This is a genomic window from Pandoraea morbifera (assembly GCF_902459575.1).
In the GTDB taxonomy this organism is placed as follows: domain Bacteria; phylum Pseudomonadota; class Gammaproteobacteria; order Burkholderiales; family Burkholderiaceae; genus Pandoraea; species Pandoraea morbifera.
Map to the genome: position 1 here is coordinate 618,547 of NZ_CABPSD010000001.1, position 19,558 is coordinate 638,104.

Below are 19,558 nucleotides of genomic sequence, written 5' to 3' on the forward strand. Positions count from 1 at the left end.
ACAACCACAAAAATAAAAGGAAAACCTATGAGGAACAGTTTTGATAGACATGATGAAGTAAAGAACCGCCGCAACGCTCACATTGTTCTTGGATTTTTGGCAGGGCTTTTTATCGCATACACGTTCTCGAACATTGCAGCGATGAACGAAGCAACAAGTATGCGTCAGCAGTTTGAACACTTGGCTTTTAATCAGCAGATTTTAAGTGCAGAAATAACACATCTTGCAAGAGAGCAACGCGATTTGCTACACGCCCACGGGTTCGCGGCAATTCAGCCAGTCAACATAGAGACGAACGCGAAGCACAAGTAATGAAAAAGCCCCACGACGGGGCTTTTATTTTACATCGCAAGAACGGCTTCTTTCTCGCTCGCCTTACCTTTCGATTTCGTTTTCGCTTGCTCTTTTTCTGCTACTTTCTTCACCGATTTTTCTTTCTCTAACATCTTTATGTATTCCGCTCTTGCTTGCAGTTGATATTCAGTAGCTCTTTGAGCATCGGATGCAGCTTTGAAGATGAACTTCTTGTCGTTTTGCAAGACCTTAATCCAGCTTTTGAGATATGCCGCGTTGTTGTCGTGCGTTGCAGGGTTATACGGCATCCCGAGGTGCGCGCCGGTATAAATGCTCGAAAGCTCGGCAACAAGCTCTTCATAAGCATAGCTCGGCGTGCCAAACGTGCCTTCCATCTTTCTCCCAAGACGTGAGGAATGCCCCGTTGCATGTCCCACTTCATGCAGCGCCGTTGAGTAGTAGTCTTCGATAGAGCGGAAGCCTTGCGCATGGGGAAGCTGGATACGGTCTTGCGAAGGACTGTAATAGGCTCTATTGCCACCGTGCTCAATCGGGATGCCCATTTGCTTGCGCGCTACATCGAGCATCATTTCGCCTTGCTCGTTGAGTCCGATAGGTGTCAGGGTCTTCTTGACGTATGGCTCCAAGCCTTCTATCTGAGAGCCGTTAAAGACCGTGCCTGCGTATGCCTGAACCCATATCTTCTTTGGCTCATCGCCATCCATCACCGGCACGAGTGCGCCGCTCGCGTCCTTCTCTTTGAGTTCAATCTGAACCGCTTTGTAGACTGCATTGCCCTTAGAGCCTTTGCGCAGCTTCAAGGGTAAGCCAGTGCGCTCAGCAAGTGCTTTAATGTTGTTGAACGTATAAAAGCGAGGGTCATCGAAGCCAGCGCTCGCAAGTGAGACGTAGTTTATGCCCTTGTAAAACGTGCCTGTTTCTGGATTGTATGGAGGAGGCATGTCGGGACTAATCCAAGGCTTATTCCATTTCTGAGCCTCTTCCATGCGAAGGATGACGAGTTTCGTTTGTTTCGTATATAAGTCTTCTTTTTCTTCTGCTGCCATAGGTATCTCCTATTGTTGTTGTTATCTAAATACGATACCAAAAAACGGCGGCATGTCAAAAGCAGGAGCACAAAAGAAAAAGCCCCGCACAGGGCGAGGCTTCAATCACTAACGAGGCAAGTAAAAGGATTATATGGCACGTCCCTTGTTAGCGGATTTCAGTAATGTCTTTGCTTCGTGCTTAGCAGTGTCTTTTCCCGTTGCAGTCTTGAATAGACCACGTAACGCAGCGAATGCACCGCCGAATGACGCTACAGAAAGAGCGCCAGTCATGTAAGGGGTATAGGGAGCCACCGCCCACATTTCGGGGTTGTTCTCAACGAGCAAACCGTGAGTAGCCAAAGCGAAGATGCCACCGAAGATGCAACCCATCCCGAGAGCAATGAAACGCCCCATAGTCTTAGGCGTCATTTGAACAACAGGGATGGTTAATTGAATGCTTGGAATTATCTTCATTTTTGGCTCCTTGATTAGCGATTTAATATCATATTTGCATATTGCAGTTTAAATGTCAAGATAAAACAGTGCTTTTTGCTTGCAAAACAATTTTATTTTGATACGCTTTTAGTATCAGAACAAAAACGGAGACAACATGACAACAGAAAAACAAAAAGCGGGCTTTCCAACTTTCGCAACATTAGATAAAACGGCAATTCTTTGTGCGCTGCCACCTTGGGGTGCACTCTACATTCAATATCACATATTTAATATGGTCTTTGGCTATATTCGAACCTTCCTTCTCGTTGAGCAAGGCAACGTGCAAATGAACCACACTATAAGCAAGTTCCCCTACGTATTGCTCGCCGTCATCCTCTCAATGGCTACTTGGCTCTTATTTCCACAAGATAGCGTGATAAATACCAGCACTTGGCTTGTGCAAGCAATTTATGCCGCATTTTGGAATACCCTTAACTTGCCATTATCATCATTTAATTTTGTGACGAACCCAATAGGCATATAAGACACGCAGTATCAACAATAACTACAACAAGGAGACACCATGAAACAACACACAATAACGATAAGACGTATCCGAGTTGTCTTGGAAGAGACGACGCAGACGGTAGAGGCGAAGAGTGAGCTTGAAGCTATTCAATCGGTTTTGATGACCCCGTTAGATGATAGCGACTGGCAAAGCGTAGTAAGCGAGGAAGTCGACAAAGGCAACGGCAGCAGATTCGCTATCGACCAGTTCCTTTCAACAGCAAAGAAGTCAATCTGAAAGGAGCACTATGAGATTATCAATTCGACTTACACATCACCCAAAAACCGCCAAGGCTATCTCTGGCGTAGCGCAGGTTTACTCTATCTCCAACACGAAGGCGATACAACTGATTGTTGCCTACGAACTCGGCTTGTATTCCGCGAAGCACCACGTCAAGAAATTTTCGAACCAAAGCCCGCCTAAGGTTTTATTTTTGGAGTTCAGTAAGGGCGAGCACAAGCGCGTTCAAACGCTTTTAAAAGACCGTGAACAGTGTTTTGCCAATCTTGCGAGAACAGCAGCGCACAGCTTCACAGAGAAGATGACAAACGGCATGCTCGACAATGCAAGCGAAGCCTTCAAGTTCTACACAAACGCTCAACAACTACAACAATAACGGAGACACTATGAGCACAGACATCAACCTTTTCACAATCAAGCTTGAAAAAGCGGAGGTCAAGGACTTCATCAACGCTGCAAGTCATGTTAAGTCATCGCTTAACGATAAAGCAAATCGCGTCAAATACGAGCAAATTACGCTTGCCGCAATCGAAGGGATCTGCTTGAAGTTTCGTAAAGGTGAAATATCGCTTGACGAGCTATTCATGCATATAACAAAACTCAGCACGCCTTACCTCTACGTTGCAAACCAAAAGCAGTAAAGAAAAAGCCCCAATCAAGGGGCTTTATTCATATCTTGCCGCGCCATCCACTTGTCTTCTTGACGTTCAATCCAACGTCCATGAAAGACCTTTCCAGCCTCACCCGAGCTTGATCTGCCAAGTCGCGCATTTCATCATAGTTCGCAGCTTGCTTATCCTCTTGACCAGCTTGTTCGCTCTCAACGCCGTCAATGCCTTCAAAAAGAGCAGTGAAAGCCTTGCGAGCTTCTTCCTTGATGATTGCGATAGAAAGAGCAGATTGAAACGCGAGAGTGATTTTTGCAAGACCAGCACCACGCGGACGCCCGCGCTTCTTCGGCACCACCACGGCACCTTCAAGCGGGTCTTTCTTGACTTCCTGCTTAGGGGTTATCTCACCATCCAGATAGCGCGCCATTTCAACCACAGACACCAAAATTTTGTCCGAAGTCTCTACGAGCCGAAAAGGCAGCTTCTTGGCGGAAGAGAGGTTGTAAATGTGCTTCTTGCTGACATGCAGAAGACTTGCAATGTCGTCCACATCGAGCAAGACTTTGCTCGGAAACATAGACGTGAGAATGGGAAGATGAGCGGACATAGCAAGCTTATTTTTAGGTCGCTGCTATGCTACCTCCACGCCACAAAAAGCGTTGCACTTTTCGCGTTAAAAGGCATGGGAAAATGGTGCGAGGGAGGGGACTTGAACCCCTACGCCATTACTGGCGTCTGGACCTAAACCAGGTGCGTCTACCAATTTCGCCACCCTCGCGGAACCACAAATTCTACCACGGCAAAGCCGTGTTTTGTCCCCAAAGTCCGGCGCGTCCCATCCCAAACCTTCCCAAACTCGCCCCAAACTGATGACGTGAAATTGCAGGAAACAGGATGAACTACGCTGAACTACGAGGGCTACTACTGCAAGCCGCAAGCACTTGATTTTCAGGCGTTTTCCGTCAAAACCCTCACCGCAGGCGGCTTGGCGAAAATGTGGCAAAAAGCAGACGATTTGGAACCTAAACCTGGTGCGTCTACCAATTTCGCCATCCTCGCAGCCCGTGGGTGCCGTGACCTGGGTAAGGTACGGCATCCCGGCATCGGGTTGACGTCGTGCATCCTGTCGGACATGAAAAGGGGCGACTTGTCGCCCCGTTGCACGCGTCAAAGCAGGCGAGCATTCTACACGAAGTGATTTTCACCGGCAAATTCCCCGGCAACCCGAGCCTGCCCGCGCACCCGGCCCGTCTTCTCGTCGCGCAATGCTAAAATTCGCACCAATTCATGGCAGTTGCCCCGACTGCGCGCCCGCGCACCGGCATCCGGGCACCTGACCAAACCGATACCCCATTCGCATGCAACCCCACGACAACGCCGAGAACGCCAACCAAAGCACCGGCACCCCTGCCAGCCCCGCTCAGGCCAACGATTACTGCCGGCAGAAAGCCGGCCCGCCAGGCTCCGCGCTCTACTACGCGCTCCTTCAGCTCCCGCCGTCCAAGCGCGATGCCGCCTACGCCGTCCACGCCTTCTGCCAGGAAATCGCCGACATTCATGCCGCCGTGCACGACCCCGGCGTCGCTCACGCCAAGCTCGACTGGTGGCGCCAGGAACTCGCCCGCCTCTTCTCCGGTGCCCCCGCCCATCCGGTCGCACGCGCACTCGCCCCCGTCATCGACAACGCAGGGCTCAACCGCGCCCAGTTCGAGGCCGTCCTGCATGGCGCCGAAATGGATCTCTCGCAGATGCGCTACCTCGACTTCGCCGGCCTGTCGCACTATTGCGATGCGGCAGGCGGCGCCCCGGCCGAACTCGCGTCGCACATCTACGGTTTCGACGACGACAGCACCCCCGCCCTCGCCCGCGCACTCGGCCACGCCATCACGCTCGGCCGACGCGTGACCGACGCAGGTGTCGACGCCCGTGCCGGCTACGTCTACTTCCCCATCGACGAACTGCAGCGCTTCGGCGTTACCGCCGCCGACCTGCAAAACGGCAGGTACTCCCCGGCATTCGTCGAACTGATGAAGTTCCAGCACGAGCGCGCCACTCAGGCGATCACCAACGCCGCCCGCGCCATTCCCCAAACGGATCGCCGCAAGCAAAAGCCCCTGCTGGCACTCGCATCCCTGCAACTGGCCCTCATGGATGAAGTCGCCACCAGCGACTACCAGATACTGCACCAGCGCATCGACCTCACACCCTTGCGCAAATTCTGGCGCGCCTGGCGCGCACGCTGAATCCGCCAGGTGCGCATGTCGCTCAGGCTCGCAATACGTCCAACGGCCGGAACACCCCTCCCAACACTGGCTGAGGATTCAACCCCCACCAGCGCTGCAACACCGTCGCGTACACGTCGCGGAAATCGACGGCGAACGGCAAATTGCCGTTGCCGTCGAGTCGATCCAGTCGCGGCGCTTCGCCGTAAAGACCACCACGAACACGACCGCCCGCGATAAAGTGCGGCGCCACCGTGCCGTGATCCGTACCGTTGCTCTGATTCTCGCGCGGCCGACGCCCGAACTCGGCATACGTCACGATCATCGTCGATTGCCAACGATTCAGCTCCATCAGCCCCGAGCGCAATGCCATCATCCCCTGCGACAACTGACGCAACAGATTTGCCTGCTGCCCCGGTTGATTCTGGTGCGTGTCGAATCCGTTGAGCGTCAACCTGAGCACAGCCACCCCGCGCCCCGACTGCGGCATGCCTGACGATGAGTCGGCGGCAGCCACGACCTGTAACGCTGTCTTCACCACATTGCCGAATGCCCCCGCAGGCATAGGGGTGCGCAAGATGTACTGGCCCTGACGAGGACGCAACCCATCCGCCGCCTTCACGATGTCGTTCTCCACCCGCAGTACATGCGCTAGCGCCGGATTGCTCACCCGCGCCGCATTCGCCGACGCGAGCCCCGCCTCCCTCAGGAATTGCACCGGATTCGTCAGCGTCACCGCACGCGCGCCCCCCCCCAGCGGTCCGAGCTCCGCGCTGCCGACGATGACCCCGTCCGCATCGAACCCGGTCGGCACGGGCCGCTCGGCGAACGCGCGCGACAACCAACCGTCACGCAAGTATTCGTCGGCGCGCGACGCCGTGTTCCAGATCTCGATGGAACGAAAATGCGAGAGATTCGGCTCCGGATACCCCACGCCCTGCACCACCGCCAATTCTTTCGCCTGCCACATCGGCAGCAGCGCGCGCAGCTCGGGATGCAGGCCGCTATGCGCGTCGAGTTGCACCACCTGGTCACGCTTGACGCCAATGTTCGGGCGAAGACTCGCGTATAACGGATCGGCATAGGGAATGACGGTATTCAAGCCGTCATTGCCGCCCTTGAGTTCAATGAGGATCAATAGATTGCCGTAATCGCCGCCTGCGCCGCCTGCGCCTGCCCCGCCGCCCGGCATCATCCCGGAGAGATCACGTGCCGCAGCATGTGCCGGCCACGGCGCGAGCCATGCCGCCCCAAGCCCCCCGGCGAAACTCAGAAAATCGCGTCGACGCATTTCACACCTCGCATTGCGTGCCATCCATTCGGCTGTCGGCATCGCCCACTGGCGATCTGCCATCGGTCATCAGCCATCGCCGTTACCCCCGCGCCCGACGTCTTGCCGCCAGGCCCGTCGTCTCACTTCAATTGATACGCCGGATCCATCAACAGCGCCTGTAGGTACGCCGCGCTGTTGTCACCGGGCGTCTGCGGCGCAGCGGGAGCCATCGGCAACACCGCCCGTTGCAGTGCCTCTCGGGCACGCGCGTCCGGTACATCCACCGGCCCCAACGCGTACGGTTGCAGCCAACGCGCCAGATCGAAACGCACGCCCGCCACCGTCCTCGGCATCGACGGGGCCATCGTCAACGCCGTGCGGCGCACGTCGGCACGCATGGACATCGACGGCACCATCGACGCGGCGCCGGCGTTCGCCTTCTCCGTTGCCCGGAACATGCGCTCGACGAATTGCTTGCGCGCAAGCAAGGTGCTGCTGTCGATCCAGGCGTCGCCGCCGGGCCACCCTTTCACATTCGGTGGACGAAACAGGGCCTGGCCGAGCACGCCCATCTGCCGCGCGAGCATCTGCGGATCGTCGTAGCCGATATCGAACGCTCGCACCGTGTCCGTCACGAACTCGGAAGGCGACTTCACGAGCATGCCACGCGTACCACGATCCCAGAACGACGGCGTGAGCAGCAAGGCACGCAGGGCGACACGGATATCGTAGCCACTCGCCCGAAATGCGTCCGCCACGCGCGCCGCCTGCTGTGGATCGGGTGTGGGCGACACGAACTCCCGCCATAACTTGCCCGTGATGAACGCGGCCGTCTCAGGACGCGCCAGCAAAATGTCGAGCACCTGGTCGCCATCGAAATCGCCGGTCCGACCCAGCACGGTCTTCGTGCCGGTATCGTGCAAGTTGGCACGCCAGACATAGGTCATCGTCGGACGGTCGATGCTCCATCCGGTATAGGCGCGTGCGGCCTCGCGCACATCCTGCTCCGTATAGTGACCTTCCCCGAGCGTGAACAGCTCCATCACCTCGCGCGCAAAATTCTCATTGGGACGCCCCTTCCGACTTCCCGCACCGTCGAGATAAATCAGCATCGCGGGATCTTTCGAGACGGCATGCAGCAAGGTGCCGAAGTTACCCAGCGCATTCGCGCGCAGCAGCACGTTCTGCCGGTACAGCACGACAGGTTCGCGCACCTTGTCGCTGCTCGACACGAAGTGGTTGTGCCAGAACATCGTCATGCGCTCGGTCAACGGCGACGGCGTGGTCGCCATCTCCTGTGCCCACCAGGCGGCAAGCGACGCCTGCATCCGGTTGCGCCGCTGGTTCAGGTCGCGCTTCTGCTCGGCGCTCATGCGCTTGACGCGCGCGTCGTAGAGCGGCGGATCCGCAGTCCACGGCGGCGGCTCAGTCACAGCGGTACGCCGCGTTTCATCGAGCAATCGGTCGACGGCCTGCGCCCGCGTGAGCCCGACGAACGGGGCAAGCTCACGGGCATCCGGGGAATACCCTGTACGCGTGAGCAGGTAGCGGGCGTCGCCTTCGGTAAGCGGGCGCGTCGACACATCGACGTTGCGCGCACTGGCGCGCGGCGCATGCGCGGCGGCGCCATGCTTCGCCCCGGCGGCAAACGCCACCGGCGTCGTGCTCAGCGCGGTGGCCACCAGTCCTGCAAGCAAGGCAAGGCGGCGCGGGACGCGGCGCGGCATCCGGCGATGCGTCGGCAATCCCGAGGGCGGTGGCGCGGGGGGCCTTGCGGATCGGCGCGCCAGCATCGACGCCCCGGGGGGCAGGCGGCGAGCACAAAAAAAGCCAGCGTCGGCAGAGGCTGGCGGATTTCGATTCGGCTTCATGGGACGCTCGCGTCAAAGTGACATCAGTGGCGTTTGGGTAAGAAGCGATGGGCGCATGTCGTCGGCGATGTGTCGGCGCACGCGCCGTCTGTCGGCTAGTGACTGTAGAGCTCGCGAACGGCGTCCTGAATATGCTGGCGTAGCAGACGGCGATCATCTGCCGACATGTGGCCGTTGGGGCGACGGCCCGGCGGCGGGTTGGGCAGTTCATCCCCACGGCGCTCGGCGGCGGCGTCGCTCGCCGGGGCGGCCTTGCCGCCGTTGCGTTGGGCCGGCGCCGAGTGCTGCACCCGGGCCGCACTGCTGCCATGGGATTGCGCACTGAAATGGGGGACGGGACGGGCATACGTCACGCCCAGGTGTCCCCAGAGCATGATTCCCCCGAACAGTAGCGTCAACTCAGCAGCCCATCTCATCTTGTGCGTGTGTCCTTCATGCCGTACGACAGGTTTTCGCCCTGGCAGGCGTGCAAGTGTACCCATTGCCTATGGTCAGCGCACAAGCCGTAGGGTAAATTGTGTAACCCTTTGTAACCCGCTTTGGCGGCCTCCTCAGTTCGCAACATTTCGGGCTAAGATACGTGGCATGGAAAACAAAAACTCTCCCAAAATTCTGGTTGTCGACGACGATCCGCGCCTGCGCGACCTGCTGCGTCGTTACCTCGGGGAACAGGGTTTCAATGTCTTCGTGGCTGAAAATGCGACGGCCATGAACAAGCTTTGGGTGCGCGAGCGTTTCGATCTGCTCGTGCTGGACCTGATGCTCCCCGGTGAAGACGGTCTTTCGATTTGTCGCCGTCTGCGTGGCGCCAATGACCGCACGCCGATCATCATGTTAACGGCCAAAGGCGAGGATGTCGACCGTATCGTCGGACTCGAGATGGGCGCGGACGATTACCTGCCCAAACCCTTCAACCCGCGCGAACTCGTCGCCCGTATCCACGCCGTGCTGCGCCGCCAGGCGCCGCCCGAACTCCCCGGTGCGCCCAGCGAAACCATGGAGACGTTCGAGTTCGGCGACTTCGCCCTGAACCTGGCCACACGCACGCTCACCAAGAACGGACAGGAAATCGCCCTCACGACCGGCGAATTCTCGGTGCTGAAGGTTTTTGCGCGTCATCCGCGCCAGCCGCTCTCGCGCGAAAAACTCATGGAGCTCGCCCGCGGACGCGAATACGAAGTCTTTGATCGCAGCCTCGACGTGCAGATTTCCCGTCTGCGCAAACTCATCGAGCCGGACCCGGGCAGCCCGCGCTTCATTCAGACCGTTTGGGGTCTCGGGTACGTGTTCATTCCGGACGGCGGCGCGTGATCGTCCCCGCTCACGTCTCGCGCCGTAAAACAACGCCGGTCGCGAGTCTCGCGCGCACCGGCGTTGTGCATGGTCCAATGCCGGCCGATGACATGCCGCATCCGTCTCTCCCGGGCGCGCGCACGCACTTGTGCCGTCGCGCCCCCGGGAACTGTCGACAGGTCCGAATCACGCATTAGCGGAGCAACCCCATGCATCCGATCCGGATGGTACGCGGGCTGTTCGGCGGTCTGTTCTGGCGTACCTTTTTTCTCATCGCCCTGCTCATCGGCGTGAGCCTCGCCGCCTGGTATCAGAGCTTTCGCGTGATCGAGCGCGAGCCTCGCGCGCAGCGCGTCGCGCAACAGCTCGTGTCGATCGTCAAACTCACGCGCACCGCCCTCCTCTACTCCGAGCCCGATTTGCGCCGGGCGCTTCTACAGGATCTCGAGAGCAATGAGGGCATTCGCGTATATCCGCGCGAGCCCGCCGACAAGATCGAGAAGCAGCCCGGCGGCGTGGTGCAGGACCTGATCGTGCGCGACGTTCAGCGACGCCTGGGCACCGACACGGTCATCGCCGCGTCGGTCAATGAAATCCCCGCCATGTGGATCAGCTTCAAGATCGACGAGGATGACTATTGGGTCGCCATCGAGCAAGACCGGATCGACACGGCCACCGGACTTCAACTCTTCAGTTGGGGCACCTTTGCGCTTGCGCTTTCGCTCATTGGCGCGGCGTTCATCACGGCACTCGTGAACCGTCCGTTCGCGCGACTGGCGCACGCGGCGCGCGCCATCGGCGAGGGACACCGTCCGGACCCGCTGCCCGAGCGCGGCATGGGCGAGGCCGCCGAGGCCAATCGCAGCTTCAACCAGATGGTGCAGGAGCTCGAGCGCCTGGAAGCGGATCGCGCGCTGATGCTCGCCGGCATCTCGCACGACCTGCGAACGCCGCTGGCCCGACTGCGGCTGGAAACCGAAATGAGCCCGTCCGAGGAGTCCGTCAAACGAGACATGATCAGCGACATCGAACAGATGGACGAGATCATCGGCCGCTTCCTCGATTACGCACGCCCCGCCTCTCGCACGATGCAGTCGCTCGATTTGTCCGACATCGCCCGTGAGACGGCATCCGCCTTTGAAGGCCGCGAGGATCTGAGCCTGACCACCGATCTGGCCGACAGCGCCCCCGTGCTCGCCGAACGCACCGACCTCAAGCGCCTGCTCACGAACCTGATCGAGAACGCTCGAAAGTACGGACGCGATGAACAGACCGATATCGCCAACGTCCACATCTCCACGCGCGTAATCGGCGAGCGCGTCGAAATGCGCGTGCGCGACACCGGACCCGGGATTCCCGAGGAACAACTGGGGCTGGTGTTCCGTCCGTTCTATCGCGTGGACACCGCCCGCACGAAAGCCGACGGCACGGGGCTGGGCATGGCCATCGTCCAGCGCATCGCCAGCCGCTACAAGGGCCTCGCCACGCTGCGCAACGTCCGGCCGGGTACCGGCCTTGAAATCATCGTGTCATTTCCGCTTGCTAAATAGATGATGTCTTGCCGAAATTTGGCTATGCTCAAGGCTTGCCCCGCACGGGTCGCGCAAAATCCTGTCGACGGGATTTGATTTAACTATCCCCCGCATAAAAATTAACTATTGCGATCGATCCGTCGATAGCGTATACTGCTTTGGTTGACCGGAATCGTGAGATTCCGGTCAGTTGCCAGTTGCGATGTCCCCCGCGATATCTCGACATAAACCGCACTAATTTAGGAGTAATCGATGAAGACTGTCGGCGACAAACTCGAAGCGTTCTCGGTCGAAGCTGCCAAGCCCGGTTTCAACAACCACGAAGAAAACGGCGTGTCGGCTTTCGAAACGATCACCGAAGCCTCGTTCCCGGGCAAGTGGAAAGTCATTTACTTCTACCCGAAGGATTTCACGTTCGTTTGCCCGACCGAAATCGTTGAATTCGGCAAGCTCGCGAACGACTTCGCAGACCGCGACGCCGTGCTGATGGGCGGCTCGGGCGACAACGAATTCGTGAAGCTCGCATGGCGCCGTGAGCACAAGGATCTTAACAAGCTGAACCACTACTCGTTCGGCGACACGACCGGCTCGCTGATCGACCAGCTCGGCGTGCGCGACAAGACTGCCGGCGTGGCCCTGCGTGCAACGTTCATCGTTGACCCGGACAACGTCATCCAGCACGTTTCGGTGAACAACCTGAACGTCGGCCGCAACCCGGAAGAAGTGCTGCGTATTCTGGACGGTCTGCAAACGGACGAACTCTGCCCGTGCAACCGTGCCGTTGGCGGTGCAACGCTGTAAGCGTCGTCTTGAAGCCCGCGTGAGCGGGCTTTTTCAGCCCCAAGCAATAGGAGAAATTTATGGAATTCATCACCGCGATTAAGGCCCAGATCCCTGACTACGCCAAGGACATTCGCCTGAACCTCGACGGCACCATCGTCCGCTCCTCGCTGGAAGGCAACGACGCCGTGGGGGTGGCGCTCGCCGCCGCTTTCGCCGCCAAGAGCCAGCCGATCGTCAAGGCGATTCGCGAAGCCGGCGTGCTGGCCCCGGAAGAGCTCGAAGGCGCGTTGACCGCAGCCGCGCTCATGGGCATGAACAACACCTGGTATCCGTATCTCGAGATGGCCGACAACGCCGAGCTCAAGAACGAGAAGGCCCAACTGCGCATGAACGGCTATGCCACGCGCGGTGGCGTCGACCAGCGCCGTTTCGAAATGTACGCGCTGGCCGCGTCCATCGTCGGCAAGTGCCACTTCTGCGTGCAGTCGCACGCGGCGTTGCTCGTCAACGAGCACAAGATGAGCACCGCCCAGTTGCGCGACGTCGGTCGTATCGCCGCCGTCATCAACGCTGCGGCGCAGGTGCTCAGCGCCGAGGCTGCCTGATTTCCGGGCATTACCAAGGTCGTGCCGCGTCGTGTCGAGGACACGTCGACGGCCTGATCGTCTGACGGCCCGGGCCGTCAGACGCGGCGCAAAAAAAATCGGCGCTACCGGGAGCAGCCCGGTAGCGCCGTTTTCACATCTTGCGGATTATCACATCCCGACGTTGCGATCCACGGGACCGCGTGCCTCGGCATGAAGCCGGCGCGTTGCGCGATCATCACCTTCTGGCGTGTTCAACGCTCACGGTGCGATGAGCAATGCGGCCGCCTGCGCCTCGATCCCCTCCTGACGCCCCAGATACCCGAGCTTCTCGTTTGTCTTGGCCTTCACGTTGACCTGACCGACGGCAATGCCGAGCGCGTCGGCAATGGACTGCGTCATCGCAGCGATGTGCGGCGCGAGTTTCGGCGCCTGCGCGATGACCGTGCAATCGACGTTGACCAGTTCGTAACCGTGCTCGCGCACGCGCCGCATGGCTTCCTTGAGCAACACCACGCTGTTCGCGCCCTTGAATGTCGGATCGGTATCGGGGAAATGGCGGCCGATGTCGCCGAGCGCGGCGGCGCCCAGCACGGCATCGGTAATGGCGTGCAGCAGCACGTCGGCGTCCGAGTGGCCAAGCAGTCCGCGATCAAACGGAATCGTGACGCCGCCCATTACGAGCGGGCGGCCCGGCACAAGCGCATGAACGTCATAGCCCTGGCCGATGCGGAGTTTGGATAGCGCGCCGAGCGCGCCGAGCGCGGCGAGCGAGGAAGAGGAACCGGCTTGTTCAGTCATGGAGAGTCGCCAAATGCGAAAAATCGAGGTGTCGAATCGGAGGCGCTCAGGCCGACCGGACCGCGCCGAGAAATGCCTCGGCCAATGCGAAGTCTTCGGGATAAGTGACCTTGAAGTTGCGCAGGCTGCCGCGAACCAGCTTGGGTGCGTGGCCCATGCGCTCGATGGCGCTGGCTTCGTCGGTCACTTCCGCGCCGGCGGCAAGCGCGTCCTCGAGCGCGTGGCGCAGCATGCCCAGACGGAACATTTGCGGCGTTTGCGCCTGCCAGAGGCCATCGCGCGACTCGGTCGCCGCAACGGCCACCAGCTCGTCCTTCGCGCCGGACGCCACCTCGCGCTTGAGCGTATCGGCGACCGGCAGCGCGAGAATGCCACCAACGGGATCGTCGCGCAGCGCCTCGACCAGCGCGCGGATCAGCGCGGGCGTGATGCCCGGGCGCGCGGCATCGTGCACGAGCACCCAGTCGCTGTCCTGCGCCCCGAACTCCGTGAGCGCCTGAAGGCCGCCGAGCACCGACGCATGCCGCGACGGGCCTCCGCAGCGACGCACGGCAAAACGCAGCGGACCGAAGCGCCGCCCGTCGAAGTGATTGTCATCAGGCGCGAGCACCAGCACCGTCTGAGCGAACTCGGAACAGGCGTCGAACGCGGCGAGCGCATAGTGAAGCATCGCCCGTCCGCCAACGCTTCGGTATTGCTTGGGCACGTCGGCCCCGGCGCGCACGCCAGCCCCGGCACAGGGAATGACGGCAAAAAGTCGGTCGCTCACGATAAAACGCAGGTAAGGGTAAAGCAGGGATTTTATAATAGTCGCTGACTGTCACGGGGCCCCATGCGAATGGAGCCCCGTGCTTTGCCATTTCTGCAACGCTTTTCCTATGTCATCCGCCAACGCCCTAGCCCGTACTGTCGCGCCCGTGCCGCTCGTGAAAGCGGGACAGCGTTACGCCTTCGCCGGATCGCACGCGTCGAGCGACGCCCTGCTCATCGCCCGCTATTTCGAGGACAACCGCGAGCGCCTGCCGTTGCTGGCGGTGATCTGCGCACAGGCCACCGACGCCCTGCGCCTGCAGCAGGAACTCAAATGGTGCGCACCCGATCTGCGCGTACGCCTGCTGCCCGACTGGGAGACGCTACCGTACGACACGTTCTCGCCGCACCAGGACCTGGTCTCCGAGCGCCTCGCCACGCTGCACGACCTCGGGGAGAAGCGTTGCGACATCGTGCTCGTGCCCGCCACCACGGCGCTTTATCGCATGGCCCCGGCGAGCTTCATGGCGGCGTATACGTTCTTCTTCACGCAGGGCGAGCGACTCGACGAAGCACGGCTGAAGTCGCAACTCACGCTCGCGGGTTACGAGCACGTCAGTCAGGTGATGCGCCCAGGCGAATACTGCGTGCGCGGCGGCCTGATCGATCTCTTCCCGATGGGGTCCGCACTCCCCTACCGCCTCGACCTGTTCGACGACACCGTCGACAGCATCCGCGCCTTCGATCCCGACACGCAGCGCAGCCTGTATCCGGTCAAGGAAGTGCGCTTGCTGCCCGGGCGCGAGTTTCCGTTCGACGAACCGTCGCGTACCGCGTTTCGCGGTCGCTGGCGCGAGGTGTTCGAGGGCGATCCGAGCCGCAGTCCGATCTACAAGGACATCGGCAGCGGTGTGCCTTCCGCGGGCATCGAGTATTACCTGCCGCTGTTCTTCGACGAGACGGCCACCCTCTTTCACTATCTGCCGGCCGACGCGCAGCTCGTGTTCGTGGGCGACCTCGACGCGGCGATAACCCGCTTCTGGAACGACACACGACAGCGCTACAACTTTCTGTCGCACGATCGGGAGCGGCCGGTGCTGCCGCCCGAGCAACTGTTCCTGCTCGACCAGGACTTCTTCGCGCTCGCCAAGCCCTTCGCGCGCCTGACACTGCCCACGCCGGGCGACGGCAGTTGGGCCATGGCGCTGCCGCCGCTGGCGATCAACCGTCGCGCCGACGACCCGCTCGCCGCGCTGCGCGCGTATCTGGCTCGCACGCCCGCGCGCGTGCTGCTGTGCGCCGATTCGGCCGGGCGCCGGGAGACGCTGCTGCAACTGTTGCACGACCACGATCTGCGTCCCGTATCGGTCGAATCGCTTGAGGATTTTCTGACGTCCGACGCCCGCTTCGCCATCGGCGTCGCGCCGCTGGCCGCCGGCTTCCTGCTGCCGACCGAGGATCTCGCGTTCATCACCGAAAACGAGCTTTACGAAGGTCTCGCGCGCCGCGCCGGCAAGCGCCGTCAGGAGCAGGCGACGTCCGTCGACTCGATGGTGCGCGATCTCGCCGAGCTCAAGGTCGGCGACCCGGTAGTGCACAGCCAGCATGGCATCGGGCGCTACCAGGGCCTCGTGAGCATGGACCTCGGCGAAGGGGAGACCGAGTTCCTGCATCTCGAATACTCGGGCGAGAGCAAGCTGTACGTGCCCGTCTCGCAGCTGCATCTGATCTCGCGCTACAGCGGCGCCGATCCCGACACGGCGCCCTTGCATTCGCTCGGCTCGGGACAGTGGGAAAAGGCAAAGCGCAAGGCGGCGCAGCAGATTCGCGACACGGCGGCAGAACTGCTCAACCTGTATGCCCGTCGCGCGGCGCGCTCGGGCTACGCCTTCCAGCTCTCGCCGCGCGACTACGAGAAATTCGCCGACAGTTTCGGCTTCGAGGAAACGCCGGACCAGGCCGCTGCCATCGCGGCCGTGATGAGCGACATGACAAGCGGCCGACCGATGGATCGCCTGGTGTGCGGCGACGTGGGCTTCGGCAAGACCGAGGTGGCCTTGCGCGCGGCATTCATCGCCGTGCTCGACGGCAAGCAGGTCGCCCTGCTCGCGCCGACCACGCTGCTCGCCGAACAGCATGCGCAGACCTTCTCCGACCGATTTGCCGACTGGCCCGTGCGCATCGCGGAGCTCTCCCGGTTCAAGACGGCAAAGGAAGTCAACGCCAGCGTGAAGGCGATCAACGAAGGCCAGGTCGACATCGTGATCGGCACGCACAAGCTGCTCTCGAACGACATTCAGTTCCAGCGACTGGGGCTGGTCATCATCGATGAGGAACACCGGTTCGGCGTGCGCCAGAAGGAAGCGCTCAAGGCGCTGCGTGCCGAGGTCGACATGCTCACCCTCACCGCCACGCCGATCCCGCGCACGCTGGGCATGGCGCTCGAGGGTCTGCGCGACTTCTCCGTCATCGCCACCGCGCCGCAGAAGCGGCTCGCGATCAAGACGTTCGTGCGCCGCGAGGAAGACGGCGTCATTCGCGAAGCCATGCTGCGCGAGCTCAAGCGCGGCGGGCAGGTGTACTTCCTTCACAACGAGGTGGAGACGATCGAAAACCGCAAGGCCCAGCTCGAAGCCCTCGTGCCGGAAGCGCGCATCGTCGTCGCGCACGGCCAAATGCACGAGCGCGATCTCGAACGCGTGATGCGCGACTTCGTGACGCAACGGGCCAACGTGCTGCTGTGCACGACCATCATCGAGACCGGCATCGACGTACCGACCGCCAACACGATACTGATGCATCGCGCCGACAAATTCGGCCTCGCACAGCTGCACCAGCTTCGCGGACGCGTCGGACGCTCGCACCATCAGGCCTATGCCTATCTGCTCGTGCACGATCCGAAGTCGCTCACGAAACAGGCCCAGCGACGTCTCGAAGCGATTCAGCAAATGGAAGAGTTGGGCGCGGGCTTCTACCTCGCCATGCACGATCTGGAAATTCGCGGCGCGGGCGAAGTACTCGGCGACAAGCAGTCCGGCGAGATTCACGAGATCGGCTTCCAGCTCTACACCGACATGCTGGCCGACGCCGTGAGCGCGTTGAAGGCCGGGCGCGAACCCGACCTCACCGCGCCGCTGGCCGCCACCACCGAGATCAATCTGCACGTACCGGCCATTCTGCCTAGCGACTTCTGCGGCGACGTGCAGGAGCGCCTCTCGCTCTACAAGCGCCTGGCCAACGGAACGCAGCCCGACGCCATCGACACCATCCAGGAAGAGCTCGTCGACCGCTTCGGCAAGTTGCCGCAGCAGGCCCAGGCACTCATCGAGACGCACCGCCTCCGGCTGCTGGCCAAACCGCTCGGCATTCTCAAGATCGATGCGAGCGAGGAAGCCATCGCGCTGCAATTCGAGCCCACGCCCGCCGTCGATCCGATGCGCATCATCGAACTGGTCCAAAAGCATCGCCACATCAAGCTCGCCGGCCAGGACAAGCTGCGCATCGAGGTCAAGCACGCGCAACTGACCGATCGCGTACGTGCCATCAAGGAGACCTTGCGCGCGCTGGGCTCCCCCAGTGCAAGGGCCGCCTGACGGGCGCGATGACGACGAAAATCGCCGGCGCACCATACCGCGTTGTCGACCGGCCGCGTGCGCACCGACGTGTCGCTTCCGGCCGCGAAACGGTGTGCGCTGCAGCAATTTCACCGCCTTTCCTCTCAGGCGGGTCCGCACGACGTCCGTGTCGACCCGCCGATTCCCGCGAGGCAAGAATGGTTGTTCGCACAACCTTTTACCTCTAAATTATTTTTGAGTAAGATTTCCCGGTATCGATGCGCATTACGCGTGTTGCACGAAAGACTGGAAGATTCACGGAGATTCGAATGACAAGCGCTTCCCCCCAAGCCGTTGCGGCTCAGGCTACTCCCGAGACCGAACCGGCATCGCTCGACTGGATCAAGAAGCTGGTCAGTATCGACACCACCAGCCGCGAATCGAACCTCGGCCTGATCGAGACGGTACGCGACAGCCTCCAGCAGGCCGGCGTCGAGCCGTGGCTGTCGTACGACGCCACCCAGCGCAAGGCCAACCTGTTCGTCACGCTGCCTGCGGCCGATGGCAATACCCAGGGGGGCATTGTGCTCTCCGGCCACACCGACGTGGTGCCCGTCGACGGCCAGCCGTGGGACACGGATCCGTTCAAGCCAGTCGTGCGCGACGGCAACCTCTACGGTCGCGGCACCTGCGACATGAAGGGCTTCATCGGCTCGGTCATGACCCTGCTGCCCGAAATGCGCGACGCCAAACTCAAGACGCCGTTCCATTTCGCGTTTTCTTACGACGAGGAAATCGGCTGCGTGGGCGCACCGGTCATGCTTGCGGAATTGCGCGAGCGCGGCATTCGTCCGGACGGCTGCATCGTCGGCGAGCCGACGAGCATGCGGGTGATCGTCGCGCACAAGGGCATCAACGCCTATCAGTGCTGCGTGCGAGGCCACGCCGCGCACTCCTCGCTCACCCCGAAGGGTTCGAACGCCATCGAGTACGCCGCGCGCCTGATTTGCTACATCCGCGATCTGGCCGACCACTTCAAGCAGAACGGTCCGTTCGACGAGCTGTTCGACGTGCCGTTCACCACGGCGCAGACGGGCACGATCTCCGGCGGCATCGCCCTGAACACGATTCCGGCGCTGTGCGAATTCGTTTTCGAGTACCGCAACCTGCCGGGTGTCGACGCCGAAGGCATTTTCCAGCGCATCCAGCAATACGCGATGGACGAACTCGTGCCGAAGATGCAGAAGGAACACCCGAACGCCGGCATCGAGTTCAAGAAGATCGCCGCCGCGCCGGCGCTCGACGCCTCCGAGCAGGACGCCATCACGCAACTCGTGCGCGCCCTCACCAAGGACGCCGACAAGCGCAAGGTCGCCTACGGCACCGAGGCCGGTCAGTTCCAACGGGCCGGCGTGCCGTCGATCGTGTGCGGCCCGGGCAACATCGAACAGGCGCACAAGCCCAACGAATTCGTCTCGCTCGAACAAATCGCCCAGTGCGAGTCGTTCCTGCACAAGCTGATTCGAAGCAATACCGTCGGCGCCTGACACCTCGTGCGGCCGAGCGTGCGCATTGCACCGCCCGGCAGCACCCGCAGGCCCTACGTCGCGTACGTGTTGCCGGGCCGTATTCCGCTTGCGGGATGCGGCCCTTTCCCATGGCGGCACCGCTTCACGAGACAGGCATCACGCATCACGC

The 19,558-nt window shown here is 60.8% G+C and carries 20 protein-coding genes and 1 tRNA gene; 12 read left to right on the plus strand and 9 right to left on the minus strand.

From position 1 onward, the window contains the following. Positions 1–27 precede the first annotated feature (27 nt). Complete coding sequence (locus PMO31116_RS02635; RefSeq protein ID WP_150565329.1) at positions 28–312, plus strand: hypothetical protein; 285 nt, start codon at positions 28–30, stop codon at positions 310–312. Between the two features lie 29 nt (positions 313–341). Here the strand turns inward: PMO31116_RS02635 and PMO31116_RS02640 are convergent, their stop codons facing one another. Together PMO31116_RS02640 and PMO31116_RS02645 are read right to left on the minus strand one after the other, a co-directional pair. After that, positions 342–1,361 carry an ArdC family protein gene (locus tag PMO31116_RS02640; protein WP_150565330.1) on the minus strand — a complete coding sequence of 340 codons (1,020 nt, stop codon included), beginning with the start codon at positions 1,359–1,361 and terminating at the stop codon, positions 342–344. Between the two features lie 129 nt (positions 1,362–1,490). Then, positions 1,491–1,817 carry a hypothetical protein gene (locus PMO31116_RS02645; protein WP_150565331.1) on the minus strand — a complete coding sequence of 109 codons (327 nt, stop codon included), beginning with the start codon at positions 1,815–1,817 and terminating at the stop codon, positions 1,491–1,493. A 136-nt stretch (positions 1,818–1,953) separates the two neighbouring features. Between PMO31116_RS02645 and PMO31116_RS02650 the strand changes: the two genes are divergently transcribed. From PMO31116_RS02650 to PMO31116_RS02665, 4 genes are read left to right on the plus strand one after another with little or no spacing between them, the layout of a single operon-like run. Beyond that, a complete protein-coding gene (locus tag PMO31116_RS02650; protein ID WP_150565332.1) occupies positions 1,954–2,322 on the plus strand; it encodes a hypothetical protein in 369 nt (122 codons plus the stop codon). A 39-nt stretch (positions 2,323–2,361) separates the two neighbouring features. After that, positions 2,362–2,583: a hypothetical protein gene (locus PMO31116_RS02655; RefSeq protein ID WP_150565333.1), complete on the plus strand. Its 222-nt coding sequence runs from the start codon at positions 2,362–2,364 to the stop codon at positions 2,581–2,583. 10 nt (positions 2,584–2,593) lie between these two features. After that, entirely contained in the window at positions 2,594–2,962 is a 369-nt protein-coding gene (locus PMO31116_RS02660) for a hypothetical protein (RefSeq protein ID WP_150565334.1), read from the plus strand. A 10-nt stretch (positions 2,963–2,972) separates the two neighbouring features. Next, the gene (locus tag PMO31116_RS02665; protein WP_150565335.1) at positions 2,973–3,227 is read left to right on the plus strand and encodes a hypothetical protein; all 255 of its coding nucleotides are present in this window, start codon (positions 2,973–2,975) and stop codon (positions 3,225–3,227) included. Between the two features lie 28 nt (positions 3,228–3,255). Here PMO31116_RS02665 and PMO31116_RS02670 read toward each other — a convergent pair whose 3' ends face one another. Together PMO31116_RS02670 and PMO31116_RS02675 are read right to left on the minus strand one after the other, a co-directional pair. Next, a complete protein-coding gene (locus PMO31116_RS02670) occupies positions 3,256–3,804 on the minus strand; it encodes a helix-turn-helix domain-containing protein (RefSeq protein WP_150565336.1) in 549 nt (182 codons plus the stop codon). An 84-nt stretch (positions 3,805–3,888) separates the two neighbouring features. Next, positions 3,889–3,975: transfer RNA gene (locus PMO31116_RS02675), tRNA-Leu, on the minus strand. A 580-nt stretch (positions 3,976–4,555) separates the two neighbouring features. Between PMO31116_RS02675 and PMO31116_RS02680 the strand changes: the two genes are divergently transcribed. Next, complete coding sequence (locus tag PMO31116_RS02680; RefSeq protein WP_150565337.1) at positions 4,556–5,440, plus strand: squalene/phytoene synthase family protein; 885 nt, start codon at positions 4,556–4,558, stop codon at positions 5,438–5,440. Positions 5,441–5,462: 22 nt separating this feature from the next. Here the strand turns inward: PMO31116_RS02680 and PMO31116_RS02685 are convergent, their stop codons facing one another. From PMO31116_RS02685 to PMO31116_RS02695, 3 genes are all read right to left on the minus strand, one after another. After that, positions 5,463–6,710: a DUF1501 domain-containing protein gene (locus PMO31116_RS02685; RefSeq protein ID WP_150565338.1), complete on the minus strand. Its 1,248-nt coding sequence runs from the start codon at positions 6,708–6,710 to the stop codon at positions 5,463–5,465. A 122-nt stretch (positions 6,711–6,832) separates the two neighbouring features. Beyond that, positions 6,833–8,419: a DUF1800 domain-containing protein gene (locus PMO31116_RS02690; RefSeq protein ID WP_246185106.1), complete on the minus strand. Its 1,587-nt coding sequence runs from the start codon at positions 8,417–8,419 to the stop codon at positions 6,833–6,835. Between the two features lie 239 nt (positions 8,420–8,658). Then, positions 8,659–8,979 carry a hypothetical protein gene (locus tag PMO31116_RS02695; protein ID WP_246185107.1) on the minus strand — a complete coding sequence of 107 codons (321 nt, stop codon included), beginning with the start codon at positions 8,977–8,979 and terminating at the stop codon, positions 8,659–8,661. Between the two features lie 169 nt (positions 8,980–9,148). Here PMO31116_RS02695 and ompR point away from each other — a divergent pair, with 169 nt between their 5' ends. The 4 genes from ompR to PMO31116_RS02715 all read left to right on the plus strand — a co-directional run bounded on the left by ompR (position 9,149) and on the right by PMO31116_RS02715 (position 12,776). After that, positions 9,149–9,874: an osmolarity response regulator transcription factor OmpR gene (gene ompR / locus PMO31116_RS02700; protein ID WP_010808867.1), complete on the plus strand. Its 726-nt coding sequence runs from the start codon at positions 9,149–9,151 to the stop codon at positions 9,872–9,874. Between the two features lie 191 nt (positions 9,875–10,065). After that, positions 10,066–11,406: an ATP-binding protein gene (locus tag PMO31116_RS02705; protein WP_150565340.1), complete on the plus strand. Its 1,341-nt coding sequence runs from the start codon at positions 10,066–10,068 to the stop codon at positions 11,404–11,406. Between the two features lie 234 nt (positions 11,407–11,640). Further along, complete coding sequence (locus PMO31116_RS02710) at positions 11,641–12,189, plus strand: peroxiredoxin (protein ID WP_150565341.1); 549 nt, start codon at positions 11,641–11,643, stop codon at positions 12,187–12,189. A gap of 59 nt (positions 12,190–12,248) precedes the next feature. Then, positions 12,249–12,776 (plus strand): carboxymuconolactone decarboxylase family protein, encoded by a 528-nt coding sequence (locus PMO31116_RS02715; protein WP_023595690.1) that lies wholly within the window; start codon positions 12,249–12,251, stop codon positions 12,774–12,776. Between the two features lie 240 nt (positions 12,777–13,016). On the opposite strand, the gene ispF is transcribed toward PMO31116_RS02715, so the two are convergent. Together ispF and ispD are read right to left on the minus strand one after the other, a co-directional pair. Continuing rightward, entirely contained in the window at positions 13,017–13,556 is a 540-nt protein-coding gene (ispF, locus tag PMO31116_RS02720; protein ID WP_281350078.1) for a 2-C-methyl-D-erythritol 2,4-cyclodiphosphate synthase, read from the minus strand. Positions 13,557–13,602: 46 nt separating this feature from the next. Continuing rightward, complete coding sequence (gene ispD, locus PMO31116_RS02725) at positions 13,603–14,325, minus strand: 2-C-methyl-D-erythritol 4-phosphate cytidylyltransferase (RefSeq protein WP_150565342.1); 723 nt, start codon at positions 14,323–14,325, stop codon at positions 13,603–13,605. A gap of 109 nt (positions 14,326–14,434) precedes the next feature. On the opposite strand from ispD, the gene mfd reads away from it, so the two are divergent. Then, the gene (gene mfd / locus PMO31116_RS02730; protein WP_150565343.1) at positions 14,435–17,899 is read left to right on the plus strand and encodes a transcription-repair coupling factor; all 3,465 of its coding nucleotides are present in this window, start codon (positions 14,435–14,437) and stop codon (positions 17,897–17,899) included. A 290-nt stretch (positions 17,900–18,189) separates the two neighbouring features. Further along, complete coding sequence (gene argE, locus PMO31116_RS02735) at positions 18,190–19,407, plus strand: acetylornithine deacetylase (protein ID WP_025249045.1); 1,218 nt, start codon at positions 18,190–18,192, stop codon at positions 19,405–19,407. Positions 19,408–19,558: the final 151 nt, after the last annotated feature.